A 26,439-nucleotide genomic window follows, 5' to 3' on the forward strand; every position below is an offset into this window, starting at 1 on the left:
AAGCCGTGCCCGCGCTGATCCGGGAGACGGCCGTCCGTTTCGCCGCGGTGCTCGACCGCCCCGGCGTGCGCGCGCGGCCGGACGAATCGACTTGGTCGGCACTGGAATACGGCGCGCACGTGCGCGACGTGTGCCGCATGTCCGACACTCGCCTCGGCCTGATGCTGACCGACGACTCCGAGGGGGAGCCGCCGCGTTTCCCGAACTGGGATCAGGACGCGTCCGCGGTCACCGACCGCTACAACGAGCAGGATCCGGCCGTGGTGGCCGGGGAGTTGGCCGAGGCCGCCGAGCGGGCGGCGCTGGCTTTCGAATCGGTGCCACCCGAGCGGCGCGGTCTGCGCGGTGCGCGCAGTGACGGAGCGGAGTTCACGGTGGAGTCGTTCGCCCGGTACATCCTCCATGATGTCCTGCACCACGTGCACGACGTTCGTGGGTGAACGCCTCGCCGAACTGTAACGCGTTCGGCGTCGATGTCACGCTTTGCCGACGAATTTTCCGACCGGTACTAGAACGCGTTACATTTTTCTCGTACTGTGGGTGCAGTCACATGAAAGCACGTGCATGCGAGAGGGTCGACAGGAATGAAGACGAAGGGCGCGATCCTGTGGGGGATCGACCAGCCGTGGTCGGTGGAGGAGATCGAGGTCGGTGACCCGGTCGCCGGCGAGGTGCAGATCCGGATGGAAACCGCCGGTATGTGCCACTCCGACCACCACATCGTGACCGGCGCGACCCCGATGCCGTCCTTCCCCGTCATGGGCGGGCACGAGGGCGCGGGTGTGATCACCAAGCTCGGCCCGAACTGCCCGGCAGATCTCCAGGTCGGCGACCACGTGATCCTGTCGTTCATCCCCGCCTGCGGCCGCTGTCCGGCCTGCGTGGCAGGACACATGGCGCTGTGCGACCTCGGCGCAGGCCTGCTGATGGGGCAGGCGATCAGCGACGGCACCTACCGCATCCAGGCCCGCGGCGAGAACGTCATCCCGATGTGCCTGCTGGGCACCTTCGCGCCGTACATGACGGTGCACCACACCTCCGTGGTGAAGATCGATCCGAGCATTCCGTTCGAGGTGGCCTGCCTGGTCGGCTGCGGCGTCCCCACCGGTTTCGGCTCCTCCACCCACGTGGCGCAGGTGGCGCCGGGCGAGACCGTGGTGATCGCGGGCATCGGCGGCGTCGGCATGAGCGCGTTGCAGGGCGCGGTGCTGTCGGGCGCCTCGAAGGTGGTGGCGATCGACCCGAACCCGTGGAAGCGCGAGCAAGCGCAGAAGTTCGGCGCCACGCACACCTACGAGAGCATGGCCGCCGCGATCATGCCGCTGCTGGAGGCCACCGAGGGCCGGATGGCCGAGAAGGTCATCCTGACCATGGGCGAGATGCACGGCGAGTACATCGAGGAGGGCCTGATCCTCACCTCGAAGGCGGGCACCCTGGTGGTCACCTCGATGGGCCGGATGGACGAGAACGACGTCAAGCTGAACAGCTTCCTGCTCTCGATGTTGCAGAAGACGGTGAAGGGCTGCATCTTCGGCGGTGGCAACGCCCGCCAGGACGCGCCGCGCCTGCTGTCGCTGTACAAGGCCGGCCAGCTCAACCTGGACGACATGGTCACCCGCAGCTACTCCCTGGAAGAGATCAACCAGGGCTACCAGGACATGCTGGACGGCAAGAACATCCGCGGGATCATCAAGTACACCGAGGCCGACTGGTGATTCGAGCCCCGTGGACGACGGCCGCCGGGATGCGGTGTCCGTCGTCGCGGCGCGAGGTTCGGCACTGATCCCGCTCGGGAACTCGCCGGCGATCCATGCGATCAAGTCGTAGGGATCGGCTGCCGAGCGGGAATCGGCATTCCCTTGCTCGGCGACCTACGCGGAGCCCGTTGCCGCGGCACTCAACACGACGGCGGCGGTGAGCGCCGCGTCGACCGCCTGCACCGCTTCCCTGGCCGCCTTCGCTGCCCAGTCCCCGGCGGCGATCTCCTTGGCGCGCTGCCGCACCACTCGGCGGTCACGGTCGGGGAAGACCTTCGGTGCCGCGTCGGCCGCCGACAGCAGGGAGATCAAGGCGGCGGCGCGCGGCTCGACCGAGAGGTCGGGGTGTGCGAACGGCGGTGTCAGCCGGTCGCGGAGTTCCTCGCGGTATCCGCTCGGCACCCAGGCGGTCCGGGGGAAGACGCCCAAGACCCGGTGGTGTTCGACACGCACCAGACCTTCGTCCGCCAGCCGGTGCAACACCTTCGGTTGCAGCCCCTTGGACAGTTTCTCGATCGCGGCCCGGGCTTTCATCGGACCTGCCACCTCGATCCTGGCGAGCGCGTCGCCCAGTATCGGATCGGCACTCCTGTTCGCGCTCACCACGATCCGGCCCGGTTTCGCCGCGTCGCCCGGCCCGGTCAGCCGGACCGCCCCGGCGTCGATCAGGTCCAGCAGCACTGCTCCGGCGAGAACCCTCGGGGTGCGTGTGCTGTCGGTCAAGGAGTGCCCGGTGCGTTCGTCGAGAAGCAGCAGCATCAGATCTCCGGTGAGCAGGTTCATCACTCGTCCTCCGGTTCCGTGTCGGGTCGGATCCAGGCCAGGATCATCGTCGGGCTACAGCCGCCGACGAGCAGCGCGGTCAGCAGCATCAGCCCGCCCGCGTAGGCCGCTCGGACATTGTCGAGGTCGGTGAATCCGCCCACGACGACCAGCCAGACCGCTGGAATCATCGCCAGCGTCTGTGTGAGGGTGAGCCCCACCGAGCGAGCCGCGTTACGCTGCTCGAGTTCCCATTCGTCCAGGGCGCCGACGGGCGCGTCGGCCTGGCGTCCCGAGACGATCTGGAGCGAAATCCACAGCGGGAAGAACACCAGGCAGGCCGCCACCCACAGCAGGGGTCCCCGCTCCAGGCCGCACGCGATCAGCACCGCGACGACCGCCATGGCCAGGAATATCGTCGCGAGGGCCAGCACCAGCAGCCGGCGGCGGCGTCGCGTCCGCCACCGCGGCAACAGGGCGGCCCAGCGCTCGGCGAACAGCTCGAACCGTCGTGTCCGGCGAGCCTGGTAGCGCTCCAGCAGATTCGGGCGCGTCATCGAACATCCCCTTTGTCGTTTCGGTAGACCGCCGTGGACAGCGGCGCGAATTCATCCCGCGAGAACACGGCCTCGACCGGCAGCCCGAACACATCGCAGATCCGCAGCGCCAGATCGAGACTCGGATAGTGATCGCCCCGTTCCAGCGCACCCACCGTCTGCGGATTCACCTCGATCGCCTCGGCGAGCTGGGCCCGGCTCATTCTCCGCTCGGCGCGTAACACCCCGATACGGTTGTAGATGGGAAGATTTTTCCCACGTCTCACCGGACTCATACAACAAACTGTTGCATAAACCCAACAGTGCGTCAACAGAGGTTTGCGGCCGCTGGAGCTGTGCGGTCGCGAAGCTCGGTACTCAGATCCGGCAGCGCAGCAGGGCTTCGCGCAGGTTGCGGCTGCGGATGTCGTCGAGAACGGCAAGGCCCAGCCGGTTCATCGTGTAACCGAAGCCCAGGCCGGTGGCCGGGTCGGCGAAGCCGAACGAACCGCCCAGGCCCGTGGTGCCGTAGGCGCGTTTGTCGGAGCCGAAGCGGAAGCTACCGCGCGACTTGCGGAAGCCGAGGTGGTAGCGGCTCTTGGTGTGCAGCACCAAGTCCTCGGCGGGGACGTCGTCGGCGGTGCGGTCGGTGGCGAGCCGGTCCAGCAGCGCGTCGTCGATCGGGAGCACGCCGGTACGACCGGCGGCCGCGCCGTAGACCTCGGCCAGCGCGCGGGCGTTGCCCACCCCGTTGGACCCCGGCAGCTCCACTTCGAGGAACTCGCGCCGGGTCGCCCGCGCCGGAGCCCCGCAGCGCGGGTTGGTCAGCGCCGCGTAGGACAGCCCGCGTTTGGCGTAGATCTCCGCACCGATCCGCAGCGGCACATCGCGTTCGTAGCGCAGCACATCCAGCCCCTGCGTGGCCGACAATGTCGCGATGCGGTCCATGCTCTGCTCGGCGGGCAGGCCGATGAAGAAGTCCACGCCGAGCGGTGCCGCGATGTCCTCGGCGAAGATCCGGCCGAGCGTGCGGCGGTTCGGGTCGACGCGGCGCAGCAGCTCGCCCTGGTACAGGCCGAGGGTGATCGCGTGATAGCCGTGCTTGGTGCCGGGCCGCCAGGCCGGTTTCTGCGCGGCGAGAACGGGTGCGAGGCCGTCCAGGTCGGCGATCTGGGCCAGGCGCACGGTCTCGCTGAGGCCGGACAGCCCGGCCTGGTGGTCGATCAACTGGCGAACCGTGATCGCGTCCTTGCCGTGGTCGGCGAACTCCGGCCAGTACTTCGCCACCGGCTGCTCGTAGTCGAGCAGACCCTTGGTTACCGCGGTGGCGACGGTGAACGCCGCCATGCCCTTGGTCGAGGAGAACACCGGAACGATCGTGTCGCGCTCCCAGGGCAGCGTGCGCCTGCGGTCACGGAAGCCTGCCCACAGGTCCACCACGGGGCGTTCACCGGCGTAGACCGCTACGGCGGCGCCGATTTCGCCGTGGCGCTCGAAGTTGCGGCGGAAGGCGTCGGCGACCGGTTCGAAACCCGATGCGACCTCGCCGTGAACAGTGGGCTTTTCACTCATGGCGAGTCGATGGTAGCTACCAGGTTCTCGTAGGCTCGCAGGGTGCGTTCACTCGAGCAGATTCGGGAATGGCCGGTTCGGCACGCGGCGGCCGCGGTGGTCACCGCCGACGGCGGCGTCGCGAGCGAAGGCGATGTCGAGCGGGTGTTCCCGCTCGCGTCGGTGACCAAGCCGCTGGTCGCCTACGCCGTGCTCGTCGCGGTGGAGGAGGGCGCGGTCGACCTCGACCAGCCCGCCGGACCGCCCGGCGCCACGGTGCGTCATCTGCTGGCGCACGCCTCCGGACTCGCGTTCGACACCACCGACACCCAGGCGTCGCCCGGCTCCCGGCGGATCTACTCCAGCGCGGGTTTCGAAGTGCTCGCCGAATTCCTCACCGCGCAGACCGGGATCGCGTTCGACGAGTACCTGCGCGACGCCGTGTTCGAGCCGCTGGGCATGACCGCTTCGGTCCTGGCCGGCCCGGCCGGGCATGCGGGACGGTCGAGCGCGACGGATCTGGCCCGCTTCGCCGCCGAATTGCTGAACCCCCGGTTGATCTCGGCGCAGACGCACGCGCAGGCCACCTCCGTCCAGTTCCCCGGCCTGAACGGCGTGCTGCCCGGCTACGGTTCGCAGCGCCCCAACGACTGGGGACTCGGCTTCGAAATCCGCGACGGCAAGTCTCCGCACTGGACCGGTGGCACGAATTCGCCACAAACCTATGGACATTTCGGCCAATCCGGGACATTTTTATGGGTTGACCCGAAAACGGGGTTGGCGTGTCTCGCCTTGAGCGACGAGAATTTCGGCGACTGGGCGCGGGCGGCCTGGCCACCACTGAGCGACGCCGTGATCGCGGAGGCGACAGCCGGAAGCAACACGGTCGCGAAGTAACACGTGTAACTTCGGGCACTCCAGTACACTCAGGCAACGCCAGTCCGACGAATCGTTGGGGAAGACGGTCCTCGTCGAAGCTGGAGGTATTGGTGGTGCGCGCATCGAGTCAGTTCGCGGACGCGACGGCGGGTGTGGTCTACATCCACTCGTCGCCTGCCGCGCTGTGCCCGCATGTCGAGTGGGCACTCACCTCGGCCCTGGGGGCCCCGGCGAAGCTGCGCTGGACCGCCCAACCGGCCGACGGCCAACTGCGCGCCACCAGTGAGTGGATCGGTCCGGTCGGCACCGCCTCGAAGATCGCCCAATCGTTGCGCTCCTGGCCCGTTCTGCGCTTCGAGGTGACCGAGGATCCCAGCGACGGCGTGGACGGCGAACGCTACAGCTTCGTCCCCGGACTCGGTCTGTGGCACGGCTCCACGAGCGCCAACGGTGACGTCATGGTCGGCGAGATGCGCCTGCGCGCCATGCTCCAGGCCACCCGCGAACTCGGCAAGTACTCCGCCTACGACCTGGCCGCCGAAATCGACCGCGCCCTCGGCACCGCATGGGACGAGGACCTCGAAATCTACCGCTACGGAACGGAAACCGGCGCCGAGGTCACTTGGCTGCGCCGGGACGTGGGGTAGGTATCACCGCTGTAGCCACCGGAATTGGCGTCTGTCCCGGTTTCGCCGACGGGGATAGGGTCGTCACACGGTCGGGGCCGAGCACGAGGAGTCGACCATGAAGCATGCCGGTATGCGCATCATCGCCGCCGCAGCGATCACCCTGACGGCCGCGACCGCCGCCCCCGCGACGGCAACCGCCGAACCGGTCGCGGCGGCCGTGGAAGTGCCCCCGGGCGTCGTCGACGCGGTCCGAGGCGCGATCGCGAGCGTCCTGTTCTTCGGCATCGTCGGCCTGTGCGTGGTGCGCGTCCTGCCGCCCGACCAGTGTCATCTGTTCTGAGGAGAGCAAAAGCGGCACCGCTCCCGGCCGAGGACGAGAGGCTCCTTTCAGTGTGCTGCGACGCCGACGCGGTCGCACAGAGCTCGAACGTCCTCGCCCATCCCGGACGGCGGTCGTCGCCGTAGCGCGTGCAGCATGTCGCGCGCGTAGCCGTTGTATCGGATCGTCTCGGGTGCGGTGCGTTCGGATTTGTCGAGCATCGCGAGGGCGGCTACGAGTTCGTCACGCTGGTAGTGGGCACGGGCCACCTCGATGAAATGACGGCTGCGGCGTGGGACGGAAGCTATCCGGTCGGCGTCCAGCGCGTGGGCCGCACGGAGCCCTTCACCCGCTCGTCGCAGTTCGACTCCGAGTGTCGTTGCGTGGGCTTGTATCACCGGGATGGAGAACGATGTCTGGACGTGCCGGTAGGTAGGCCCGAGGCGCTGGGCGATCCGATCGGCCGATTCCCAGTACGCCCACGCTTCGCCGTAGCGGCCGCGACGAGCGTGTACATAGGCGATTTCGGCCTGTAGAGCCCCCGCGATCCCGTGCCAGTCGTCCGGCGTGCCCTCCCGGTCCAGGTACGGTTCCAGCTGCGCGATAGCCGTGCGGGCCAGAGCGATTCCTTCCTCCCACCGGCCGGAGTCCCGCAGCGCCTGAACCATCGACCACGCACCGCTCGCGATCAGGTACGGGTCGTCTGCCTCGTACCCCTCGTTCAGAGCGCGATCGGCGACGAGCCAGACGAGTTCCGGAGCAGGCTGGTACGCCACGAAGAAATCCGCGAGCTGGTACACCCCGGCCAGAACACGCCGGGCCGCCCGGCGATCATCGCGGCGAAGGCGCACGGCGTTCTGCGCGTCCCTGATCAGTCCAGGTAGTAGCGAACCGAGTTGCGTCCGGTGATCGGGGCTCGCGTGTCGCACCTGCCACGCCTGTGCCAGCCGCAAAGCCAAGTGCTCGGTGCGCGCCGAGTCATCCGCAGCCGCCAGGCGATAGTCCGTCAGCGCCGACTGCACATCGGTCAGCGCCGCATGGCGTTCTCCGGCGAATACCGCGACCGGAACCGCATGCCCATCTCCGGTCAACTCGGCGAGATCGTCCAGCTCCAGGGCGCGGGCGATCCGAAGCAACATCGGCAGGCGCGGACTCTGCAGTCGACCGTTCTCGACGGCCTTCAACCACTCGGCGGAACGGCCGACCAACCCCGCGAGAACCGGGCGCGACATACCCGCCCGCTCACGGTGCCGCCGAATCCGCGCGCCCACCGGGGCATCATCAGAGCTGTACACGGCTGTCCCCTCTCGCCGCTGGTTCGATGAATCAAGCGTAGCCGGACGATCTCGGCCGCAGAGGGGTGAATCCGATGTCCACTGGACAGTATCGGGTACGAACCGTACCCGGTGACATCTCCATAGCTACCTAGCGTGCTGCGCAGTCCACCGCCGGGTTGATGCTCTCTTGCGCCCCTGGCGGCTGGTGCCCACCGATAGGTCGAGCAGGGGAGTCAGGGATGTATGGAGAGAAGTGCTGTGGCACAGAGTCTTTGGGGCCGAACGCGCTGGGCTTCATTCGGCGCGAGGTTTCCGGTGCGGACGAGCCACGCGATGAGTGGCTGGTCCGTGAAATAGCGGCTGCGCGTGGGTATTTCGTGGTGGAGCTGATCGTCTTCGCTACGGCGGTCCGGACGACGGCTCTGCTGGCGGTCGAGCATATCCGGGTGGCGGATGCGGTCGCGGTGATCGTGCCGGGGCTGGCTCATGTCGAGCCGTTCGCTCGTGCGGTCACCGAACTATGCGACTTGATCACTCCCGAGCAGACGTATCCGCGCGGGTATCGGTGGCCGTCGCTGCTGCCCCTCGATCACCCGTACCGGAGGTTGCCGTGACCGGGTGGCAATTCTTTGCGGTCGCGATCGGTGCGGTGCTGCTCACCTTGCTGGTCGGCATGACCTTGTGGCTGTGGCCTGTTCGGTTGCCGGAGGGGCGCAGCGTGGACGAGATCACCCGGCGAGTGGAACGGGAGCGCGGAGACATGGACACGACGGTTTGGCCGATGGGTTTCCCGCATGACGCTCCGGATCACGCGATGGGCGTGGGGGAGGCGCAGATGACCATGCAGCGGCACCGCGCTTGTCGCGTGGGGGAATGCCCGCGCAAGACGGCTGCGTGGCGGGCGCTCGTGGAGGCCGGGCGTATCCGGCCGGATGCGGGGCGGCAACGGTGAGAGCCGGGCGGCTCACTCTCCTCGGTGGCCGAGCACGGCGAACATGGTGACGGAGAGGTGGTAGTCGCCTCTGGCGATGCCCGCCTCCATGGTGGCGGCCAGGTCGTCGCGTTCCTGCTCGGTGATCACGCCGTCGGCGCGGGCGCGCTCGGTCATCTGGGCGAAGAGGGGGCGGATGGTCTGCGGATCCCAGATCACCGCCTCCGATCCGATGTCGTCGATCGCGAAACCGGCGGCGGTGAGCAGGCCGCGCAGGCTTCGGCCCGACTTCGGATTCGGGGTGGTCGCGAGCAGCGACGTGGACAGGCGGGCCATCACATCGTCGTCGCCGGGATGCGCGATGGCCGTGTGCCAGTCGCTGTCGATGAGCAGCACGCGCCCGCCCGGCCGCAGGACTCGGGCGATCTCGGTGGTGGCGGCGACCGGGTCGTCCAGGTGCTGGTAGACGCGCTCGCAGCGCACCGCGTCGAAGGAATCGTCGGGGAACGGCAGATGGTAGGCGGTGCCTTCGACGAAGCGGGCCCGAGAGTCCGCCGTCTCGGCGCGCCCACGGGCGATCGCGAGCATCGCGGGATTCGGGTCGACGCCGACCGCTTCACCGCCCGGCTCGACTCGGCGGGCCAGTTCGATCACCTCGGTGCCTGTTCCGGCGCCGATATCCAGCGCGCGCTCGCCGGGTTGGACGGCCAGAACCTCGTGCGCCCACGCGCGCATGCGCCGAATACCCGGCAGCGCCGCCTGGAGATCCAGGATGCCGACCAGCACGGCCATCGGGTCGTCGGTGGTAGGGCGCGAAGCGTCGGGGATCGCGTTCACATGGAATGAGGGGATGGACGGCGCGGGCTCGCTCGGCATATCCCCGACAGTAATCCGGGCACCCCGGCAGATGGCAACACGTCCTTCGCGTCGCCCGGCGGCTGCCGTGGTCTGGACCGGGCCGGATATCTTCCAACGGCCGCACGAACTCTGCCGACAGCGACGCGACGGGCAGGAGCTGACCTGTCGCGGCAGGTGGCTCCGTTTGTCGCGACCTCTACCGGGTAACACTCGCTCGGGTCACGGTTTCGATGAGCCGCGCCGATTGGTGAGAATGCACTCGCCCACAGTCAGCGGGAGCGATCGTGGTCGGCGGGGAAGGTTCCGATGGCCATTTCGGCAGTGTTCACGAGCCCGACGACAAAGGGAGCGTCAGATGACCGAATCCGGCTCCGCTGATCTCAAGCGGCGACATCGCGCGATGTGGGCCCTGGGCGACTATTCGTCCATCGCCGCCGAAGTCATCCCCGGGCTGGGCCGTCGTCTCGTCGAGGTCTGCCGTATCGGACCTGGTCAACGGGTGCTCGACGTCGCGGCCGGGTCCGGGAACGCCGCGATCCCCGCTGCCGAGGCCGGTGCGGATGTGGTGGCGAGCGACCTCACGCCGGAACTGTTCGAGGCGGGCCGGCGCATCGCCGCCGACCGGGGCGTCGAGCTCCAGTGGCGGGAAGCCGATGCCGAGGCCTTGCCCTTCTCCGATGCCGAGTTCGACGCGGTGATCTCCTGCGTCGGTGTCATGTTCGCGCCGTTCCACCAGGCGGCCGCGGACGAACTCGTGCGCGTGGCCAAACCGGGCGGCACGATCGGGCTGATCAACTGGACGCCCTCCGGATTCATCGGGCAGATGTTCGCCACGATGAAACCGTTCGCTCCGCCGCCCCCGCCCGGCGCGCAGCCGCCCCCGCTGTGGGGCGACGAAGCGCATGTCCGGTCGCTGCTCGGCGATCGCGTCGCCGACCTGGAGCTACGCCGGGAGAACGCGGTCATCGACCGTTTCGCCGACGCCGCCGAGTTCCGCGACTTCTTCAAGACGTACTACGGACCGACAGTCGCGGTGTACAAGGCCATTGCGGGAGATCCCGACAAGATCGCGCAGTTGGACCGGGCTCTCGCGGAACTCGCGTCCCAGCACGACCTGGGCGGTGGGCGGATGGAGTGGGAGTACCTGTTGGTCACCGGACGCCGAGCGGGCTGACTGCTCCAGGGGCTATTCGTTCGGCGTCCGCGCTGAGGTCTACCCGGGCATGGGCGCGATGCGCCGACCGCAGGTGTCCGGTGAGACATTGAGCAGCGGAACCGGCGCGACCGTCATGCACCGGGACGGGCGGGGTGATGGCGCGTCGGATCGTACTGTTCGAAATAGGACTCGCCCACGGCGAACATTCCGCGTTGCGGCAGCCAGAAGTCACCGAGTTTGGCCTGCTCGGCCAGCGGTCCCGGAGGACCGATATCTATTCCGTCGATCCGGGCAGTGCTGTTTTCGACGGTCCACAGCATCCGGGGGTTGGCCCGGAACAATTGACCATTCGGCGAAGTACCGCTGAGTTGTACCCGCCCCACGCCGAGCGCCGGTCCCGCCGCCCGCGACATGAGCGACAAGACGGCAGGACGTCGCCACAGAGCGGCGGGCATCATGCGCCCGAGACCCGTCATCGCGACTGTCGCCACCGATCGTCCCAGCTGGAGATCCCACACGATCTTCTCGCCCACCCGCACTGTGAAGGTGGCGGGGCCGGTCCAATCGACCGAGATGTCTTCGGTTCGCGCGTCTTCGAGTGCTGCTCCGAAATAGCGGGCGCAGCTGGTGGCCGGGGAGACACTGCTGTGGATCACCCATTTGCCGTCGGGGTCCCGATGCCACACCGCGTCGTACCCCGCGCCGACCGAGCTGGCGGGAAAGTGCCGCAGCGCCAGGTAGTGACCGCTGGCGAACGGCATTCCCATCACTCCGTAGCCGGAGAATCGCTCCTCATCCGTACCCGAAGGGAGCGCCTTGTCGGTCGCGGCAATCGATCGCGGGCTGTCGGTCATCGCCGACCTCCTCGAGGAGTGGACTCGTGCCGACTATTTTACGTCCGCAGGAGGGAAGGCCGGTAAGACAGGGAGCCGCGAGGTGGCCGTGGTTTCCTGTCGGCCGCAGCGGTCGGGCCGCTGGTCATCGACACCGGTCTCGACCCAGTAACGCCGTGCAGGACCGAGCCGGGTGTCCACGATGCGCTCGAGGACGCCGCCTCGGCGCTCGATGGTCTTCGCCGAGGCGATGTTGTCGGCCGCGCAGACGATCAGCACTCGAGCCATGCCGAGTCTCCGCGCCTCGTCCAGCATCCGGCCCAGAGCCCAGCCGGCCAGCCCGCGCCGGCGCGCGGACGGTCGGACGCCGTAGCCGATGTGGCCGGCCCACCGCACGAAGTCGTCGAACCCGTGTCGCAGAGCGATTCCGCCGAGCACTCGGTCACCCTCGACGATCCATCGATAGGTGCACTGCGCCCGGCCCGTCTCGGCCACCGCCCGACCCGATTCGTGATCCAGCCGAGCCACCCAGGCCGCGAAACCCGCGGGCGATTTCACGTCATCGGACGGCCGCAGTCCGAAGCCGTCCTCGTGTGGGCCGGGCCCCCACTCCGCATGCGCCTCGAGCCAGGCCGTATGCAGACGTGTCGTCGGAGCGATCAACGTGGGCATATCGCGACGATACCGACCCCGCTGCCTGCGATCATGGCAATGGACGCGCCGAACGAGCCGCGAACGCGCGGCGCGCCTGACCCGTGTCGCCGCCTGCCTTTGGAAGTATTCGGTGCGTGTCGGGCTGGGTGGAAGTGCTCCTCGATCGTGGGTCGCTGAACGCCGGCGACGACGCGCTCCCGCACGGCCAACGCTGGATGTTCCCGGCCACGTCCACGATCTCCGACCTGGTGGTCTGGATCGCTTCGCACTATGTGCCGCGGCTGCCCGGCGTTCACCACTGGGAACTCTTCATCGATTCGGACGACACCCACGCTGGCTGGATCTCGGCAGGTACCGAGGGTTGGCCGCACTGGGGATGCCCGCTCGGCATCCTCTACACGCATACCCACGATGTGGGGCCCGTCGAGGAGTTGGAAGACCGGGTCGCTCTCTACTTGCCGGGGCATCGGCAGTTGGGTGGGCTCGCCCGCTCCTCGCGCCTGAAAGTGACCGCCGGGCACACCTATGGAGATCCTGCGAAGCCGATCGGGATCCGTGAAATCCACTACGGCTCGTCCTTCGAGGGTGGCAGCCCCATCAGGGTGGACTGAGACGGCGGCGGACGCACCCGCCGATCCTGCCGCGCGGCGGTCTCCGCGAGGCCGGGTGAGACAAGAAACGCCGTCACATGCCGCGGTGGCGGCCCGGGGCGGCGCGTGCCGGATATCTTGTGCGGCTGTACCGCTTCAAACCGAACCGCACCGGGAGGTCTGCGAGTGGCGAACAGGATTCAGGGCGGGGCGATCGCCGTGGTCGCGGCCGCGGTGGTCACCGGCCCGGCGGCGGCCTCCGCGGCCGCCGAGGTGATCGAGTTGACCGCGATCGAGACGAGTTCCTCGTTTTTCGACCGGGATGGCGATAAGCGACTCGGTCCAGGCGACCAGGTGACCTACGTCGACGACCTTCAGCGCGACGAGGCCGGGTTCGGCCGCGGCTCCGGAGTTTGCACGGTCGTGTCTGTCGCCGAAAACGCTTCGGCGCAGATGCGGTGCAACGGCGCGCTGTCGCTGCCCGAGGGCCGGATCACCACCAAGGGCGCTGTGACCGATCCCCGCACGCCGGGCGCGAGCGCCTACGACATCGCGATCACCGGGGGCACCGGCAAGTACACGGCGGCCCGGGGTTACATCCATGTCGAGGTCGTCGCCGCGGACCGAACCCAACTGACCCTCCACCTCACCTGACATCGACCGTGTTCCCGGCCGTGTCTGAGGGGTGCGGGAACATCCACGGGAGCAGTCACGCTATGGCGGAGGGGATCGCCGTGGACAGGACCGCTCAGCGGGGGCGTGCCACGTTCTGGGGGAACTGTCCCTCCACGTTGCCGGCTGGGTTGTAGAGACCGACGACGACAGTCCAGCCGCCCTCCGAGGCGTACCCGATACCGAGTCGAGTGCTGGCCTTCCACACCACCTGCGTGAAATGCCCGGTTGACATGCTGAACCCGGGGTTGTCGAAGTCGTAGTTCTTGATCTCGTCGTACCACATCTGCGTGCCCGTCTGGACAAAGGAGACAGCGTCCCAGCTGCCCTGTCCCCCGACGAGGTTCTCCCCGGCCCCGTTCTTGTAGGGGCAGCTGTGATCGATCGTGCGTTTTTGGGCGTAGTACTTCGCGCATTGGTCGGCCAGGTTGTTCAGGTTCTGGCTCGAGGTCATGGCCGGGGAACCGTGCTTGGCCCGGTACTGGTTGTGCAGAGTGAGCCCGGTCTGCGCGTAATCGCTCTGTCCGGCGGCGGGGCCTCCGCCGGCGACGAGCGCGGCGAGCATCACCGCGGCAACAACCGATATCAACCGACCAACACGCACGACGACCTCCCGAGGCAGAGCAGGACACAACAGAAGCGAACCACGCAAACCCTGGAACCCCCACAGGCCGTGAGGGTTTCGGGATACGGCGAGCCTACCGGGTCATGGTGAGCATGATTTCTCGTGGATGTTTCCGGACCCCGTCTACAGCCGGTCTACAACTCGGCTGTCCATCCCCTGGGCCCTTCGGCCGCAGGCACGCCTATCTTGGGGCGGCAATCGATCTCGACGGGAGTGCGCATCTGCGGTGGTATCCCGATGTGCTGGGGCGGGTTCGGGCGATGGCGGAGGGCGGATGAAAAGAATTCGCTGAACGATGGAACCGATCGGGGTGCTTCGACGTCCAACCAGATGAAGAACCGAAGATTCCATCACTGGGGGTAAGCGAATGACGAAGTACGCGAGGAACCTCGGGGCGGTCGCGGGTGGCGTGCTGGCTGTCTTGATGACCACGTGTGTGGTATTGCCCGCCGCCGACGCGGCGCCCGGGCCGGGCGACGCGAACTGCCACGTGGACGCCGTGAAGGCCATGAATCCGCACAATTCCAAGGGCACGCCGACCGATATCGTCGGGAAGGGCAGTATCAAGTGCACGGCGGAAATCGACTCGCTGTACATCGATGTCGAACTCCAGCGCAAGGAGGGTGGGAGCTGGAAGCGGGTCGACGGCGGCCACAACGAGGCCATCAAACCCAAAGCGGGCACTAAACTCGTTGCCCAAGGCGCTACCACCTGCGCGGACGGGGAGTACCGGACGGCTGCTCGCGGGGGCGGCGTGTACGGGGGAGTACCCTCGCAATCCTCGGCGTGGAAGTACTCGGACACGGTGGTGAATCCGTGCGGTAAGTAGTGTCGAAGCGAGGCAAGATTGCGAGTGGGCTGGGAGGCCGGGGTGAGCGGGACGGAATGGGAGATGTTCTGCTCGGAGGTGTTTGCCATCGCCGAGCGTTACGCCGTCCAGACGTTTTCGAATCCCGGCACCCTGGTGCTCTCCAGCGGATCCTCGTCCACGGAAGCCGAAGCGCGCGGGGTCAATCCACACATCAAACTAGTGGATATGGGCGACGCCGCGGTGCGCATCGAAACGGGCTGGTGCGTCCGCGCCATCGCCGACTACGAAATCCAATTCGAGGACAAGCCGTCCCAGGCGGCCGCGGCGGTCGAGGCGATCATTCTCGGGGGCGCCGAAGAGTATGTGATCACCGATGACGACGACCGGTGGGTGGCGTTCGGGTGGTGTATTCGGGGCAAGGATTCCCTGATGTCGCGACCCCCGCACATCACCTCGGGACGAAAGGCGGTTCGTCGGCTCCTGCCGTGGCGGTCGGCGTGACCGCGCGGACAGGAACTCGACCAAGCCAACCCAGCTGCCGTCGGTGCAGCGTGCTCAGCCGTGGAGTCGGCCGGGCCCGGTGGCGGGTCAACGCCTGACCTGCCGTTTATTCGGCACTTCAGCCGCTGCCCTTCAGACGCGGCGCTGGGTGAGGGTGGCTTCAACCTCAGCTACCCGCTGTTTCAGCCGCACCGAGCCCAGCGCGGCCGCATCGGCCCGCACGCGGTCCAACGTCCGGCGCGCGGCATCGTCTTGCCCGTTGCGGGCGTACGCCTCGGCCAGCCACGACCGGTAGAGCGCCGCCTCTCGCTGTCTGTCGGCGGGGTACCGCTCGATCACGGGCGACAACAGCGTCTCGGCCTCGGCGATGTCGCCGAGTTGCACGGCACAGCGGGCGCGCATCACGTCGATTTCGTCGCGGTCGAGCCAATATGTCCAGTCCGGCTCACGGTCCCCCGGTCGCCGACGGTCGTAGTCGTCGTCCACCGCATCGAGCGCGCGACGCGCGTTGTCGGCGTCCCCGGCCTTCGCTGACGCCCACGCGACGCGCTCACCGAGTAGCGCCCGCACGATGGGGGGCGCATCGGTGGCACCGCGCAGCGCCGTACGGGCGAGAAGGGCGGCGTCGTTCGGGGCGCCGACGTTGGCGAGTTGGTAGCTCAGCGTCGAAAGCAGTTGCCCTGCAAGTGGTCTGTCTCCGGCCTCGGTCGCTGCCGTCACACCGTCTAGGTAAACGCGTTGCGCCTGCCGGTAATGCCCGGCGTCGGCGTAGACCCACCCGCCCAGCTGTGACAGCTCGCCGACCACCCGCAACAACCGGCGCCGCGTGTTGGGTGCGTGTGAGCCTTCGCGCACCACGACCCGCGCGGCGTCCAGATCGCACCGCACGACCGGGTGCAATGTCGTCCCGCCCACCACGTCATCCAGTCGGCGCAGCTCCACCACGCGCCGCTCCATCTCGTCCGCCAGGCCCGACCCGACCCGCCTCCCAGACGCCATGTGCTCAACCGGGGGCGGGTCGCTCACCAGCCACTCATGCGCGATGCGCAACGGATCACCTGGCAGCGGCATCAATGCCTCGGGGTCGGTGCCCAGCGCCGCCGCGTACGCCTGCCGTATCGCGTCGCTGACCGGCCGTAGCCCTCGCTCGACTTGGCTCAAGTAGGCAGCGCTCCAGTGCGTTCGCCGGGCAAACTCCCGCAACCCGACGCCTCCCGAGCAGCGCGCAGCGCGGGGCCGAGCATGGGCGCAACGTTCATTCCGCACACCGTTCCCTACCGCCGCGACCGATTGCGCATTGCGAACAACTTGCAGACACCCTGCAACCACCGTAAGCGTTCCAGGCCCCAAAATGCCCGCCTACCGTCCATTTTCATGCCCCGCCGCCGGGTCGACTTCGGTCCTCGGCGGCGGGTGCACACCATCCACCGGAGTAGCAGGGGAGGCATGGCGTTGGACGCGATCGGCTGGATAGACCCGTGTTCGCCGACACCGGAATGGGACGCGGCCCAGGTGCGGCGCCTGGCGCGGCGATTGGGCTACACACTGCACTGGGCCGACACCGGTTCGCTACTGGGACTGGTCGAACAGGTCACGGCCTGCGGTACCGACGTGGTGTTGCTGCCGTCTTCGGCGCACGTCGACGCGGTGACCTTGGATCGGCTCATGGCCGTAGTCGATGTCGAATGCGCCACGCCCCGGGCATCCTTCGGCCGGTGGGCGGTCGTCGGCGGGGTGCGCCGATGAGCTGGGCTCAGATCGGCCTGGTGTTTGTGATCGCCGTCCCCTTGGCGGTGGTGGTCGCCATGATCTTCTGGCCATCCGACTACGACGACTAACTGCCTGCGGTGGTCGACGTAGATGGCCCGCCGGTCAGCGACGTTGTGTTGTCTTCCTGACCTTTCCCTGGACCTTCCTCCGCAGGCACAACCAGCCCGGAGCGGTGGTTGCTCTAGGGTGGCCGTCAGGCCACCGGCGAAGCCGACGCGATACAGGAGCGCCCTGAACAACCACCGAGCCGGGGCCACGCTATCCGGCCGAAGAAGGACTTTGCCTTGCCGTGGATCCGGCCGTTTCGGCAGTCGATCTTGGTTCCGGTAGTGGTGGTCGGAGGCGCGAGAACCCCAGCACAAAAGTAGCCAATAAGTAGCACACGCGTGTGCTACTTATTGGCGCTCTCAACCACCACCCCAACCCTCCCGTGCACTCGGCAATTCCAGGAAGCTAGGTTCGTGTTCCTTCAGACATACATCGTGTTGGGACCGGTCTGTACCACGTTGGATCCGGATTGCCTAAGGCACTAGATGCGCTCAAAGGTGGTGGGAACTACTCGGGTGAATGGGCTTCGATCGCTGGGCGCGAACACGACGCGCCACTCAATCCTGATTGCGTGCGGGGTTGTGGTCGAGAGGTGCGACCACGACCCGCTTGGCAGGTACGAATCCGAAGTCGACGAACTGACCGATGTCGGTCTGATCGGCATCGCCTGCGATGACGGCCTGTACGTAGGACGGTAACCGCTCTCGGCGCCGATCAGGGTTAGCGGCAAGCTCGGTGGCAGTGCCCGACATGAGCGTTGCTGGGGGAGTGGTGGCCGTGGCGAGATTCTGCTGGAGAAGGTCGAGCTCCGTTTTGCGGTCTTTCGACTCTCGAGCGGGCGCGATCGTGAACAACTCCGACCACGGCACTGAATGCTCCAGATATCGCGGAACGCTCGACCGAGTAGGGCCGCCAACGGAGTGGAGGCTAGCCACACGGTAGGTCGATAGGGCAGCGCAGCCCCACGCCCTCGGCCCATAGTGCGGCCCGTAGCGCGGCCAGAAATCGTTCATTTCCAGCGCCACGATGTCGAGCCTCGTGCCGCCTTGACGGGCGAACCGACTGGCTTCCCAGCCGTTGTAGAAGACGTGAAACGGGAAGAGATAGCCCGCCAGCTTGCAGCTGCTTATGAGGGTGTCATATTGGTGCCTGCCCTGGTGCCTGCCCCTCTTGGTGCCGGGGTGGTCGAGTTGCTTATAAGTAGTAGCGAAGACCCGTTTCGCCTGGATCCGCAAGCACAGCCAGCCTTCGCTGTCGGACCCAACCCACCACTCCCAGTCAGCCCCAACTGTGTGTTCTCGCTGTCGGGTGAACTTGTGAACATGCAGGTCCGGGAACGAGCGTCGCAGCTCGAGCAGGTTGCGGTCTGTGGTTGTTTCCTCGTCCAGGGAGAGCCTGTACAGGGAACTGTCTGCGTAGTCCTTCCAGGTCCGCACCGCAAGCCAGTTCATCGTGGAACGCAGATCCACAAGATTCACTTGGCCCCCCTCGGGCGGTCGATAGTCCATCTCGCAGACGTCTGCCCCATGTTTGCCCCACGCTACTAACGTGGGGCAAGTATCTATGGCGGGTCGTCTGCCATCTACCTGCAACTTCTTCGGTGGGCGCAGAGGGGATCGAACCCCCGACCGCTGGTGTGTAAAACCAGTGCTCTACCGCTGAGCTATACGCCCGGACCGTTACCGGCGGCTTATGAATCTAGCGCGGCGAGCGCTTTCTCCCAAGCCGCCTGGTCACGGGGCTCCCCGGGGCCGTTCATCTCGGCGAAGCGGATGAAGCCCTCGCGGTCGACGACGAACGTGCCGCGGTTGGGGTAGCCGGACTTCTCGTTGAAAACGCCGTAGGCCTGGGCCACCGCGCCGTGCGGCCAGAAATCCGACAGCAGCGGGAAGGTGTAGCCCTGTTCGGCGGCCCAGATCTTGTGCGTGGGCGGCGGGCCGACCGAGATCGCCACGATCTCCGCGTTGTCGTTCTGGAACTTGGGCAGCTCGTCGCGGACCTTGCACAACTCGCCCTGGCAGATCCCGGTGAAGGCGAGCGGGTAGAAGACGATCAGGACGTTCTTCTTCCCGCGGAAGTCCGAGAGGCTGACTTCCTGGTTGTTCTGGTCCTTCAGCGTGAAGTCCGGCGCGACAGTGCCAACCTCGAGCGGCATAGCGAATCCTCCATCGTGTCGGGTCTCCACCGGGCGGGCGTGCGACACCGCCCTGGTGGAAACCATAGCGCGGTGGCTCAGCGCTGCTTCGAGGGCGCCTTGGGCTGTACCAGCCTGCTACCCGTCCATGAGCCGAGGCTGATCGCCGAGGTCTGGGTCAGACCCGCGGTCGGTGCGGATTCGGCGATTTCGCTCGGCTCGACGTGGCCCGGCTGTCCGGTCTTGGGGGTGAGCACCCACACGAAACCCTCGTCGGCGAGGGGGGCGATGGCGTCCATCAAGGCATCGACCAGATCCCCGTCCCCGTCGCGCCACCACAGCAGCACGACGTCGATCACCTCGTCGGAGTCCTCGTCGACGAGCTCGCCGCCGATCGCTTCCTCTACGTCGGCTCTCAGGTCGTCGTCGACGTCCTCGTCCCAGCCCAATTCCTGGACAACCAAGCCGTGTGTAATGCCAAGCTTCTGAGCGTAGTTCTGCGCGTCCGCCGCGGCGACCACGGTGGTGTCCTCCTCAACTCCCGACAATGGATAGTTGCAAGCGAACATGGTTATGGGCTTCAGCGCAAGCCGATCCGGCGAAATAGCTACCGAATGTCGCGTTGCGATGGTGTGTCAAGGGCTTTCTCAGCGCTTCGGACACGAGTCGCGGACGGCGTTGCGCGCGTCGTTGACCCGCTTGCTGGCGTCGTTGAGCGCCGCGACGGGGGCGGTGTAGGTCATCTTGCGCGTCTCGGCGGCCAGCGCGCGTGCCGCGTTCACGTACTCGGTGAACAGACCGGCCAAGTCCACGGGCAGCGCGTCCCTGGCGGAGTTCACGCCGCTTTCCACCTTGTTGGCGGCGTCCTCCAGGGTCTGCACCGCCGAGTCGCGCTTGGCGTCGTAGTCGGGCGCGTTCGAATCGTGCGCGTCGACGAAGTCGTTGTACTTGCTTACGCCCGCTCCGGTGGTGGTGGGGAACTGCCCGCAGTTGTCGGCGATGGCCTTGCCCTGGGCCGCCGCGCGCCGGGAGGATGTCGCCGCCGCCGACGAGGACGCCGCCTCGGTCTTGTACGCCGCCAGATCGCTCGCGTTCGGACCGGCCACGCCGTCCACCCGGTTGGCGCATCCCGCGACGACCACCCCGATAGCGACCGCGCCGCTGGCGCACACCATTCCGAACCCGCGTGGGTTCAGCAGCTTCATCGTCCTCCCGCTCCTCAGGGCTGCCACGCTCTCATGCTCACCTTGCCTGTCGAACGGTACTGGATTTCCGGCTGACATGATGATTTGGGACGCGCCATCGGCAAGGATGGATGGTGCGCCCGAACCTTTCGTAAACGGGCGGTCCGCCAACCAGCGAACCCGCCCGGGGATACCGACGCCATCAGCATGTCCACCCCTGTACGAGGAGCAGATTTGACCGACCTGATCCACTCTTCCGCACCGGCGAAATCCGCCGGAAACAGCTCCGCCCCCGCGCCCGCCGCGAGCAGCGATCCCAGCGGGTCGCACGCGCCGCAGCCGGGCGGACGGGTGCGGGTGATCCGCGAAGGGGTGGCGTCCTACCTACCGGACATCGACCCGGAGGAAACCAGCGAATGGCTCGAGTCGTTCGATGAGATGCTCGACCGGGAGGGCCCCGGCCGGGCGCGTTACCTCATGCTCCGCTTGCTGGAGCGGGCCGGTGAACGCCGTGTCGCCATCCCGTCGTTGACCTCCACCGATTACGTCAACACCATTCCCACCGAGAACGAGCCGTGGTTCCCCGGCGACGAGGAGGTGGAGCGGCGCTTCCGCGCCTGGATCCGCTGGAACGCCGCGATCATGGTGCATCGCGCCCAGCGCCCCGGCATCGGCGTCGGCGGCCACATCTCGACCTACGCGTCCTCGGCGGCGCTCTACGAGGTCGGCTTCAACCACTTCTTCCGCGGTAAGGACCATCCCAGCGGTGGTGACTCGATCTTCATCCAGGGTCACGCCTCGCCGGGCATCTACGCCCGCGCGTTCCTGGAGGGCAGGCTGTCGGCCGATCAGCTCGACGGGTTCCGGCAGGAGTACAGCCACGGCGGTCCCGGCCACGGGCTGCCGTCCTATCCGCACCCGCGGCTGCTGAACAACTTCTGGGAGTTCCCGACGGTGTCCATGGGCCTGGGCCCGATGAACGCCATCTACCAGGCGCGCTTCAATCACTACCTGAACGATCGCGGGATCAAGGACACCTCCGACCAGCACGTATGGGCGTTCCTCGGCGACGGTGAGATGGACGAGCCGGAGTCGCGCGGTCTCGCGCACGTCGCGGCCATGGAGGGTCTGGACAACCTGACCTTCGTCGTCAACTGCAACCTGCAGCGCCTGGACGGGCCGGTGCGCGGCAACGGCAAGATCATCCAGGAGCTGGAGTCGTTCTTCCGCGGCGCGGGCTGGAACGTCATCAAGGTGATCTGGGGCCGCGAGTGGGACGCGCTGCTCGGCGCCGACCGCGACGGGGCGCTGGTGAACCTGATGAACAGCACCCCCGACGGCGACTACCAGACGTACAAGGCCAACGACGGCGCGTACGTGCGCGACCACTTCTTCGGCCGCGACCCGCGCACCAAGGCGCTGGTGCAGGACCTGTCCGACCAGGAGATCTGGAACCTCAAGCGCGGTGGCCACGACTACCGCAAGGTGTACGCGGCCTACGCGGCCGCGATGGCGCACAAGGGCCAGCCGACGGTGATCCTGGCCAAGACCATCAAGGGCTACACCCTCGGCAAGCACTTCGAGGGCCGCAACGCCACGCACCAGATGAAGAAGCTGACCCTGCAGGACCTCAAGGACTTCCGCGACCTGCAGCGGATCCCGATCAGCGATGCCGAGCTGGAGAAGGATCCGTATCTGCCCCCGTACTACCACCCCGGTATGGAGGCCCGCGAGGTCCAGTACATGCTCGACCGGCGCAAGGCGCTCGGCGGGTTCCTGCCCGAGCGGCGCGCCGCGGCCAAGCCGCTGAAGCTGCCCGGTGACGAGGCCTACCGCTCGGTGCGCAAGGGTTCGGGCAAGCAGAATGTCGCCACCACGATGGCCCTGGTGCGGCTGATGAAGGAGCTGCTGCGGGACAAGGAGATCGGCAAGCGGATCGTGCCGATCATCCCCGACGAGGCCAGGACCTTCGGGATGGACTCGTGGTTCCCTTCGTTGAAGATCTACAACCGCAACGGCCAGTTGTACACATCGGTCGACGCGGAATTGATGCTTGCCTACAAAGAGAGCACCGTCGGGCAGATCCTGCACGAGGGCATCAACGAGGCGGGGTCGACGGCCTCGTTCACCGCGGCGGGCACCTCGTACGCCACGCACGGCGAGCCGATGATCCCGCTGTACATCTTCTACTCGATGTTCGGCTTCCAGCGCACCGGCGACGGCCTGTGGGCTGCGGCCGACCAGCTCGCCCGCGGCTTCGTGCTCGGGGCGACCGCCGGGCGCACCACGCTGACCGGTGAGGGCCTCCAGCACAACGACGGGCACTCGCTGCTGCTCGCCTCGACCAACCCGGCCGTGGTGACCTACGACCCGGCGTTCGCGTTCGAGATCGCCCACATCGTGCGCGACGGCCTGCGCCGGATGTACGGCGGTGGCGCCGCGCCGAAGGGCGCCGCGCCGCTGCCCGGCACCCATCCGCACGGCAGCGCGGGCGAGTTCGGCGGTGAGGACATCTTCTACTACATCACCCTCTACAACGAGCCGTACCCGCAGCCTGCCGAGCCGGAAGGGCTCGACGTCGAAGGTCTGCTCAAGGGCGTCTACCTGTACAAGCGCGGAGGCGAGGGCCAGGTGCGCGCCCAGATCCTGGTCTCCGGCGTCACCGTGCCGGACGGCTTGCGCGCGCAGGCGCTGCTCGCGCAGGAGTGGGGCGTACAGGCGGACGTATGGTCGGTGACCTCGTGGGGCGAACTCCGCAAGGATGCGCTCGACAAGGAGATCGCCGCACTGCGCGATCCGGGCAGCGATCCCGGCCTCCCGTACGTCACCGAGGCGCTCTCGCGCGCCGAGGGCCCGTACGTCGCGGCCACCGACTGGATGCGCGCGGTGCCCGACCAGGTTCGCAAGTGGGTGCCCGGCGACTTCACCACGCTCGGCACGGACGGGTTCGGCTTCTCCGACACCCGCCCGGCCGCGCGACGGGTGTTCAACGTCGACGCGCAGTCCATCGTGGTCGCGGCGCTGGCCGGGCTCGGCCGCACCGGCAAGCTCGACCCGGCCAAGGCCGTGGAAGCGGCGGCGAAGTACGGGATCGCCGACGTGGACGCCGCGCCGAAGGCAGCGGTGAGTTCGGACGAAGACCTCGCGTAGCGGAATATTGGATGGTGGACCGTAAACCGCCGCGGCCGCGACGGATCTCCGAAGGCTCTTCCGAGCACGAGGTGTATCTGCCGACGGGCGCGCTCTCCCCGAACCGGCAGACCCGCGACCCCCTTCCGGACACGCTGCTCAAACGCGTGAAGCAGTTCTCCGGCCGCCTCTCCACCGAGGCGGTGGGGTCGATGCAGGATCGGTTGCCGTTCTTCGCCGATCTGGACGCCGCGCAGCGGGCCGGCGTGCAGATGCTGGTGCAGACCGCGGTGGTGAACTTCCTGGAATGGCTCCAGGACCCGGACAGCGACATCCGGTTCAGCCTGGACGCCTTCCAGGTCATTCCGCAGGATCTCGCGCGGCGGTTGACGCTGCGCCAGACCGTGGACATGGTGCGCGTCGCCATGGAGTTCTTCGAACAGTGGCTGCCCGCGCTCGCGCGCAACGACCGGCAGCTGGTCGCCTTGACCGAGGCGGTGCTGCGGTACGGGCGCGAACTCGGGTTCGCCGCCGCCTCGGTGTACGCCAGCGCCGCCGAGTCGCGCGGCGCGTGGGACACCCGGCTGGAGGCGCTCGTCGTCGACGCCGTGGTGCGCGGGGACACCGGTCCGGACATGCTCTCCCGGGCCGCGACGCTGAACTGGGACGCCACCGCACCGGCGACGGTGCTGGTGGGCACCCCGCCCGGCGAGCAGGGCGTGTCGTCGGTGGGGGCGGTGCATTCCATCGCGGCGCGGCACGGCCGTGCCGCGCTCGCGGTGGTGCAGGGCGCGCGGCTGGTGATGGTCGTCTCCGGGCACCTGGGGGAGACCTCGCATGTCTCCCCGTTCCTGGCCGATCTGCTCGCCGAGGTGTTCTCCGACGGCCCGGTGGTGATCGGGCCGACCACCCGCACCCTCGGCGCGGCGCACGCCAGCGCGGTGGAAGCGCTGGCCGGGATGGAGGCCGTGGTGGGCTGGCGCGGGGCTCCCCGGCCGGTGCACGCGGCGGAATTGCTGCCGGAACGCGCTTTGTTGGGTGATCGAGCTGCGATCGACGCGCTGAACGAGTACCTTGTCCTACCGTTGGCCGCGGCGGGGTCGTCGCTGGCGGACACTCTCGACGCCTATCTGGATTGCGGCGGTGCGGTCGAGACGTGTGCGCGTCAGCTGTACGTCCATCCAAATACGGTCCGGTATCGCCTCAAGCGCATCGGCGAGATCACGGGCCGTGATCCGCTGAATCCGAGAGACGCGTATGTGCTCCGGATCGCCGCCACAGTGGGTCGTTTGACACGAACCCGTAACGAATCGTCGTCTCCTGCCCCAGAGGTAACTCCAGTCGCGTTCGGCCCCGAGGGCTTGTAACGCATCCGTGGAATCGGTCGATTCGGACAGCCCACTTGGTCTTTTGTGGAACCCCCACAAAAGCGCTTCCGAACCTTCATTCGCGTCGACATCTCGTGCGGCCCGCCTCACAGTGTTTTCTTAGAGGCGTGATCGCGTTGTTCGCCCCTGGACAGGGCTCTCAGACACCCGGCATGCTCGCGCCTTGGCTCGACCTTCCCGGCGCGGCTGAGCGCCTGACGCTGTGGTCCAAGGCCTCCGGCCTGGACCTGGTCCGTCTCGGTACCACCGCGACGGCCGAAGAGATCACCGACACGGCCGTTACCCAGCCCCTGGTGGTCGCCGCGGCGCTGCTCGCGTTCGCGGAGATCTCGCCCGACGAGCTTCCCGCCGCTACCATCGTGGCCGGGCACTCGGTCGGTGAACTCGCCGCCGCCGCGGTCGCCGGAGTCATCTCCGCCGACGACGCGGTCCGGCTGGCCGCCCTCCGCGGAGCGGAGATGGCCAAGGCGTGCGCACTGGAGCCGACCGGGATGTCCGCGGTGCTCGGCGGCGACGAAGCCGCCGTGCTGGAACGGCTCACCGAACTCGACCTCGTCCCGGCCAACCGCAACGCGGTGGGTCAGATCGTGGCCGCGGGTCGGTTGGACGCTCTCGCCGAACTCGCCGCGAACCCCCCGGAGAAGGCCAGGGTTCGCGCGCTGCCCGTCGCGGGCGCGTTCCACACGGCGTTCATGGCCTCGGCGCAGGATGCTGTGACCGATGCCATAACGAAGATCACGCCGAACGAGCCGACCAGGACCTTGCTCTCGAATTTCGACGGCAAGCCTGTCGCCTCCGGACGTGACGCGATAGATAAGCTCGCCGCGCAGGTCACTCGGCCAGTTCGCTGGGACCTGTGCACCGAGACCGTCCGGCAAGCCGGCGTCTCGGCAGTGGCGGAGCTGCCGCCGGCGGGCACCCTCGTCGGCATCGCGAAACGGGAGCTGAAGGGCACGCCCACGCTGGCCCTGAAGACCCCGCAAGACCTCCCCGCGTTGGCTGAGCTGACCGTATCCGGCTAGCTTTCCTCCGCGACCATGCATTCAGATGCGAGGTCGTGACCGAGAGGCGGTAACCATTTCCGCGCTCGATCCGAAAAAAACCAGTAGAGCCCTACAAAGTATCAAGAAGGGAGCCACGAAGTGGCCGCTCTGACCCAGGAACAAATCGTCGAGGAACTCGGCAAGATCATCGAAGAGGTGACCGGCATCGAGCCCTCCGAGGTGACGGTCGAGAAGTCCTTCGTCGACGACCTGGACATCGACTCGCTGTCCATGGTCGAGATCGCGGTGCAGACCGAGGACAAGTACGGCGTCAAGATCCCCGACGAGGATCTTGCCAGCCTGAAGACGGTCGGCGACGCCGTCGCCTACATCCAGAAGCTCGAGGCCGAGAACGCTGACGCGGCGGCCGAGCTCAAGGCCAAGTTCGACGCCGAGTAGGGC

At 67.5% G+C, this 26,439-nt stretch carries 31 protein-coding genes and 1 tRNA gene; 17 read left to right on the forward strand and 15 right to left on the reverse strand.

Annotated features, from left to right (window positions below):
* Positions 1–5: 5 nt before the first annotated feature.
* Together ABZ803_RS15615 and ABZ803_RS15620 are read left to right on the forward strand one after the other, a co-directional pair.
* Positions 6–440, forward strand: coding sequence for a DinB family protein (locus ABZ803_RS15615; protein ID WP_357037759.1), 435 nt, complete (start codon positions 6–8; stop codon positions 438–440).
* A gap of 144 nt (positions 441–584) precedes the next feature.
* Positions 585–1,715 (forward strand): NDMA-dependent alcohol dehydrogenase, encoded by a 1,131-nt coding sequence (locus tag ABZ803_RS15620; RefSeq protein ID WP_062969657.1) that lies wholly within the window; start codon positions 585–587, stop codon positions 1,713–1,715.
* Between the two features lie 156 nt (positions 1,716–1,871).
* On the opposite strand, the gene ABZ803_RS15625 is transcribed toward ABZ803_RS15620, so the two are convergent.
* The 4 genes from ABZ803_RS15625 to ABZ803_RS15640 form a co-directional block, all read right to left on the reverse strand.
* Positions 1,872–2,540 carry a GPP34 family phosphoprotein gene (locus tag ABZ803_RS15625; RefSeq protein ID WP_357037762.1) on the reverse strand — a complete coding sequence of 223 codons (669 nt, stop codon included), beginning with the start codon at positions 2,538–2,540 and terminating at the stop codon, positions 1,872–1,874.
* Positions 2,540–3,076 (reverse strand): hypothetical protein, encoded by a 537-nt coding sequence (locus ABZ803_RS15630; protein ID WP_357037765.1) that lies wholly within the window; start codon positions 3,074–3,076, stop codon positions 2,540–2,542. Before ABZ803_RS15630 ends, ABZ803_RS15625 begins: the two co-directional genes overlap by 1 nt.
* Positions 3,073–3,351 (reverse strand): helix-turn-helix transcriptional regulator, encoded by a 279-nt coding sequence (locus ABZ803_RS15635; RefSeq protein WP_357037768.1) that lies wholly within the window; start codon positions 3,349–3,351, stop codon positions 3,073–3,075. The genes ABZ803_RS15630 and ABZ803_RS15635 overlap by 4 nt, the downstream gene beginning before the upstream one ends.
* A gap of 82 nt (positions 3,352–3,433) precedes the next feature.
* Positions 3,434–4,627: a serine hydrolase domain-containing protein gene (locus ABZ803_RS15640; RefSeq protein ID WP_357037771.1), complete on the reverse strand. Its 1,194-nt coding sequence runs from the start codon at positions 4,625–4,627 to the stop codon at positions 3,434–3,436.
* A gap of 42 nt (positions 4,628–4,669) precedes the next feature.
* Here ABZ803_RS15640 and ABZ803_RS15645 point away from each other — a divergent pair, with 42 nt between their 5' ends.
* The 3 genes from ABZ803_RS15645 to ABZ803_RS15655 all read left to right on the forward strand — a co-directional run bounded on the left by ABZ803_RS15645 (position 4,670) and on the right by ABZ803_RS15655 (position 6,454).
* Positions 4,670–5,503 (forward strand): serine hydrolase domain-containing protein, encoded by an 834-nt coding sequence (locus ABZ803_RS15645; RefSeq protein WP_357037774.1) that lies wholly within the window; start codon positions 4,670–4,672, stop codon positions 5,501–5,503.
* Positions 5,504–5,598: 95 nt separating this feature from the next.
* Positions 5,599–6,132 carry a DUF3145 domain-containing protein gene (locus tag ABZ803_RS15650; RefSeq protein WP_040865831.1) on the forward strand — a complete coding sequence of 178 codons (534 nt, stop codon included), beginning with the start codon at positions 5,599–5,601 and terminating at the stop codon, positions 6,130–6,132.
* Positions 6,133–6,229: 97 nt separating this feature from the next.
* Positions 6,230–6,454: a hypothetical protein gene (locus tag ABZ803_RS15655; protein ID WP_357037777.1), complete on the forward strand. Its 225-nt coding sequence runs from the start codon at positions 6,230–6,232 to the stop codon at positions 6,452–6,454.
* A 47-nt stretch (positions 6,455–6,501) separates the two neighbouring features.
* Here ABZ803_RS15655 and ABZ803_RS15660 read toward each other — a convergent pair whose 3' ends face one another.
* Complete coding sequence (locus ABZ803_RS15660) at positions 6,502–7,704, reverse strand: helix-turn-helix transcriptional regulator (protein ID WP_357037780.1); 1,203 nt, start codon at positions 7,702–7,704, stop codon at positions 6,502–6,504.
* Between the two features lie 383 nt (positions 7,705–8,087).
* Between ABZ803_RS15660 and ABZ803_RS15665 the strand changes: the two genes are divergently transcribed.
* The gene (locus tag ABZ803_RS15665; protein ID WP_357037783.1) at positions 8,088–8,324 is read left to right on the forward strand and encodes a hypothetical protein; all 237 of its coding nucleotides are present in this window, start codon (positions 8,088–8,090) and stop codon (positions 8,322–8,324) included.
* Entirely contained in the window at positions 8,321–8,662 is a 342-nt protein-coding gene (locus tag ABZ803_RS15670) for a hypothetical protein (RefSeq protein ID WP_357037786.1), read from the forward strand. The genes ABZ803_RS15665 and ABZ803_RS15670 overlap by 4 nt, the downstream gene beginning before the upstream one ends.
* A 12-nt stretch (positions 8,663–8,674) precedes the next feature.
* Here ABZ803_RS15670 and ABZ803_RS15675 read toward each other — a convergent pair whose 3' ends face one another.
* Complete coding sequence (locus ABZ803_RS15675) at positions 8,675–9,517, reverse strand: methyltransferase domain-containing protein (protein WP_357037789.1); 843 nt, start codon at positions 9,515–9,517, stop codon at positions 8,675–8,677.
* A gap of 337 nt (positions 9,518–9,854) precedes the next feature.
* Here ABZ803_RS15675 and ABZ803_RS15680 point away from each other — a divergent pair, with 337 nt between their 5' ends.
* Positions 9,855–10,673 carry a methyltransferase domain-containing protein gene (locus tag ABZ803_RS15680; RefSeq protein ID WP_357037792.1) on the forward strand — a complete coding sequence of 273 codons (819 nt, stop codon included), beginning with the start codon at positions 9,855–9,857 and terminating at the stop codon, positions 10,671–10,673.
* Positions 10,674–10,786: 113 nt separating this feature from the next.
* Here ABZ803_RS15680 and ABZ803_RS15685 read toward each other — a convergent pair whose 3' ends face one another.
* Together ABZ803_RS15685 and ABZ803_RS15690 are read right to left on the reverse strand one after the other, a co-directional pair.
* Positions 10,787–11,509: a hypothetical protein gene (locus tag ABZ803_RS15685; protein ID WP_357037795.1), complete on the reverse strand. Its 723-nt coding sequence runs from the start codon at positions 11,507–11,509 to the stop codon at positions 10,787–10,789.
* A gap of 33 nt (positions 11,510–11,542) precedes the next feature.
* Positions 11,543–12,160 carry a GNAT family N-acetyltransferase gene (locus ABZ803_RS15690; RefSeq protein ID WP_357037798.1) on the reverse strand — a complete coding sequence of 206 codons (618 nt, stop codon included), beginning with the start codon at positions 12,158–12,160 and terminating at the stop codon, positions 11,543–11,545.
* A 116-nt stretch (positions 12,161–12,276) separates the two neighbouring features.
* On the opposite strand from ABZ803_RS15690, the gene ABZ803_RS15695 reads away from it, so the two are divergent.
* Together ABZ803_RS15695 and ABZ803_RS15700 are read left to right on the forward strand one after the other, a co-directional pair.
* The gene (locus ABZ803_RS15695; protein WP_357037801.1) at positions 12,277–12,753 is read left to right on the forward strand and encodes a hypothetical protein; all 477 of its coding nucleotides are present in this window, start codon (positions 12,277–12,279) and stop codon (positions 12,751–12,753) included.
* Positions 12,754–12,918: 165 nt separating this feature from the next.
* Entirely contained in the window at positions 12,919–13,386 is a 468-nt protein-coding gene (locus ABZ803_RS15700) for a hypothetical protein (RefSeq protein WP_357037804.1), read from the forward strand.
* 94 nt (positions 13,387–13,480) lie between these two features.
* Here the strand turns inward: ABZ803_RS15700 and ABZ803_RS15705 are convergent, their stop codons facing one another.
* The gene (locus ABZ803_RS15705) at positions 13,481–14,008 is read right to left on the reverse strand and encodes a CAP family protein (protein WP_357037807.1); all 528 of its coding nucleotides are present in this window, start codon (positions 14,006–14,008) and stop codon (positions 13,481–13,483) included.
* A gap of 388 nt (positions 14,009–14,396) precedes the next feature.
* Here ABZ803_RS15705 and ABZ803_RS15710 point away from each other — a divergent pair, with 388 nt between their 5' ends.
* Positions 14,397–14,858, forward strand: coding sequence for a hypothetical protein (locus tag ABZ803_RS15710; RefSeq protein ID WP_357037809.1), 462 nt, complete (start codon positions 14,397–14,399; stop codon positions 14,856–14,858).
* Positions 14,859–14,882: 24 nt separating this feature from the next.
* On the forward strand, positions 14,883–15,341 hold the full coding sequence (locus ABZ803_RS15715) for a hypothetical protein (RefSeq protein ID WP_357037812.1): 459 nt from the start codon (positions 14,883–14,885) through the stop codon (positions 15,339–15,341).
* Positions 15,342–15,473: 132 nt separating this feature from the next.
* On the opposite strand, the gene ABZ803_RS15720 is transcribed toward ABZ803_RS15715, so the two are convergent.
* Positions 15,474–16,670, reverse strand: coding sequence for a tetratricopeptide repeat protein (locus ABZ803_RS15720; protein ID WP_357038130.1), 1,197 nt, complete (start codon positions 16,668–16,670; stop codon positions 15,474–15,476).
* A gap of 117 nt (positions 16,671–16,787) precedes the next feature.
* On the opposite strand from ABZ803_RS15720, the gene ABZ803_RS15725 reads away from it, so the two are divergent.
* Complete coding sequence (locus ABZ803_RS15725; RefSeq protein WP_357037815.1) at positions 16,788–17,087, forward strand: hypothetical protein; 300 nt, start codon at positions 16,788–16,790, stop codon at positions 17,085–17,087.
* Between the two features lie 629 nt (positions 17,088–17,716).
* Here ABZ803_RS15725 and ABZ803_RS15730 read toward each other — a convergent pair.
* From ABZ803_RS15730 to ABZ803_RS15750, 5 genes are all read right to left on the reverse strand, one after another.
* Positions 17,717–18,637, reverse strand: coding sequence for a DUF6615 family protein (locus ABZ803_RS15730; protein WP_357037818.1), 921 nt, complete (start codon positions 18,635–18,637; stop codon positions 17,717–17,719).
* 123 nt (positions 18,638–18,760) lie between these two features.
* Positions 18,761–18,832, reverse strand: a tRNA-Val gene (locus ABZ803_RS15735).
* Positions 18,833–18,849: 17 nt separating this feature from the next.
* Positions 18,850–19,314 (reverse strand): peroxiredoxin, encoded by a 465-nt coding sequence (locus ABZ803_RS15740; protein ID WP_040865836.1) that lies wholly within the window; start codon positions 19,312–19,314, stop codon positions 18,850–18,852.
* Between the two features lie 77 nt (positions 19,315–19,391).
* Positions 19,392–19,814: a DUF3052 domain-containing protein gene (locus ABZ803_RS15745; RefSeq protein WP_357038134.1), complete on the reverse strand. Its 423-nt coding sequence runs from the start codon at positions 19,812–19,814 to the stop codon at positions 19,392–19,394.
* A gap of 126 nt (positions 19,815–19,940) precedes the next feature.
* Complete coding sequence (locus ABZ803_RS15750; RefSeq protein ID WP_357037821.1) at positions 19,941–20,498, reverse strand: hypothetical protein; 558 nt, start codon at positions 20,496–20,498, stop codon at positions 19,941–19,943.
* A gap of 336 nt (positions 20,499–20,834) precedes the next feature.
* Here ABZ803_RS15750 and aceE point away from each other — a divergent pair, with 336 nt between their 5' ends.
* The 4 genes from aceE to acpM all read left to right on the forward strand — a co-directional run bounded on the left by aceE (position 20,835) and on the right by acpM (position 26,436).
* Positions 20,835–23,627 (forward strand): pyruvate dehydrogenase (acetyl-transferring), homodimeric type, encoded by a 2,793-nt coding sequence (aceE, locus tag ABZ803_RS15755; protein WP_168434116.1) that lies wholly within the window; start codon positions 20,835–20,837, stop codon positions 23,625–23,627.
* Positions 23,628–23,638: 11 nt separating this feature from the next.
* Complete coding sequence (locus ABZ803_RS15760) at positions 23,639–24,973, forward strand: helix-turn-helix domain-containing protein (RefSeq protein ID WP_357037824.1); 1,335 nt, start codon at positions 23,639–23,641, stop codon at positions 24,971–24,973.
* A 128-nt stretch (positions 24,974–25,101) separates the two neighbouring features.
* Complete coding sequence (locus ABZ803_RS15765; RefSeq protein WP_357037828.1) at positions 25,102–26,016, forward strand: ACP S-malonyltransferase; 915 nt, start codon at positions 25,102–25,104, stop codon at positions 26,014–26,016.
* A 120-nt stretch (positions 26,017–26,136) separates the two neighbouring features.
* The gene (gene acpM, locus ABZ803_RS15770) at positions 26,137–26,436 is read left to right on the forward strand and encodes a meromycolate extension acyl carrier protein AcpM (RefSeq protein ID WP_040865735.1); all 300 of its coding nucleotides are present in this window, start codon (positions 26,137–26,139) and stop codon (positions 26,434–26,436) included.
* The last annotated feature ends 3 nt before the right edge of the window (positions 26,437–26,439 follow it).

It is taken from the genome of Nocardia sp. NPDC047648 (genome assembly GCF_040642815.1).
In the GTDB taxonomy this organism is placed as follows: domain Bacteria; phylum Actinomycetota; class Actinomycetes; order Mycobacteriales; family Mycobacteriaceae; genus Nocardia; species Nocardia gamkensis.

Excerpts from the sequence above, each read along its gene's own strand:
- ABZ803_RS15620 (WP_062969657.1), top strand. The coding sequence starts at position 585 with ATGAAGACGAAGGGCGCGATCCTGTGGGGGATCGACCAGCCGTGGTCG.
- ABZ803_RS15625 (WP_357037762.1), bottom strand. The coding sequence starts at position 2,540 with ATGAACCTGCTCACCGGAGATCTGATGCTGCTGCTTCTCGACGAACGC.
- ABZ803_RS15630 (WP_357037765.1), bottom strand. The coding sequence starts at position 3,076 with ATGACGCGCCCGAATCTGCTGGAGCGCTACCAGGCTCGCCGGACACGA.
- ABZ803_RS15635 (WP_357037768.1), bottom strand. The coding sequence starts at position 3,351 with ATGAGTCCGGTGAGACGTGGGAAAAATCTTCCCATCTACAACCGTATC.
- ABZ803_RS15640 (WP_357037771.1), bottom strand. The coding sequence starts at position 4,627 with ATGAGTGAAAAGCCCACTGTTCACGGCGAGGTCGCATCGGGTTTCGAA.
- ABZ803_RS15655 (WP_357037777.1), top strand. The coding sequence starts at position 6,230 with ATGAAGCATGCCGGTATGCGCATCATCGCCGCCGCAGCGATCACCCTG.
- ABZ803_RS15675 (WP_357037789.1), bottom strand. The coding sequence starts at position 9,517 with ATGCCGAGCGAGCCCGCGCCGTCCATCCCCTCATTCCATGTGAACGCG.
- ABZ803_RS15680 (WP_357037792.1), top strand. The coding sequence starts at position 9,855 with ATGACCGAATCCGGCTCCGCTGATCTCAAGCGGCGACATCGCGCGATG.
- ABZ803_RS15685 (WP_357037795.1), bottom strand. The coding sequence starts at position 11,509 with ATGACCGACAGCCCGCGATCGATTGCCGCGACCGACAAGGCGCTCCCT.
- ABZ803_RS15690 (WP_357037798.1), bottom strand. The coding sequence starts at position 12,160 with ATGCCCACGTTGATCGCTCCGACGACACGTCTGCATACGGCCTGGCTC.
- ABZ803_RS15710 (WP_357037809.1), top strand. The coding sequence starts at position 14,397 with ATGACGAAGTACGCGAGGAACCTCGGGGCGGTCGCGGGTGGCGTGCTG.
- ABZ803_RS15725 (WP_357037815.1), top strand. The coding sequence starts at position 16,788 with ATGGCGTTGGACGCGATCGGCTGGATAGACCCGTGTTCGCCGACACCG.
- ABZ803_RS15740 (WP_040865836.1), bottom strand. The coding sequence starts at position 19,314 with ATGCCGCTCGAGGTTGGCACTGTCGCGCCGGACTTCACGCTGAAGGAC.
- ABZ803_RS15750 (WP_357037821.1), bottom strand. The coding sequence starts at position 20,498 with ATGAAGCTGCTGAACCCACGCGGGTTCGGAATGGTGTGCGCCAGCGGC.
- ABZ803_RS15760 (WP_357037824.1), top strand. The coding sequence starts at position 23,639 with ATGGTGGACCGTAAACCGCCGCGGCCGCGACGGATCTCCGAAGGCTCT.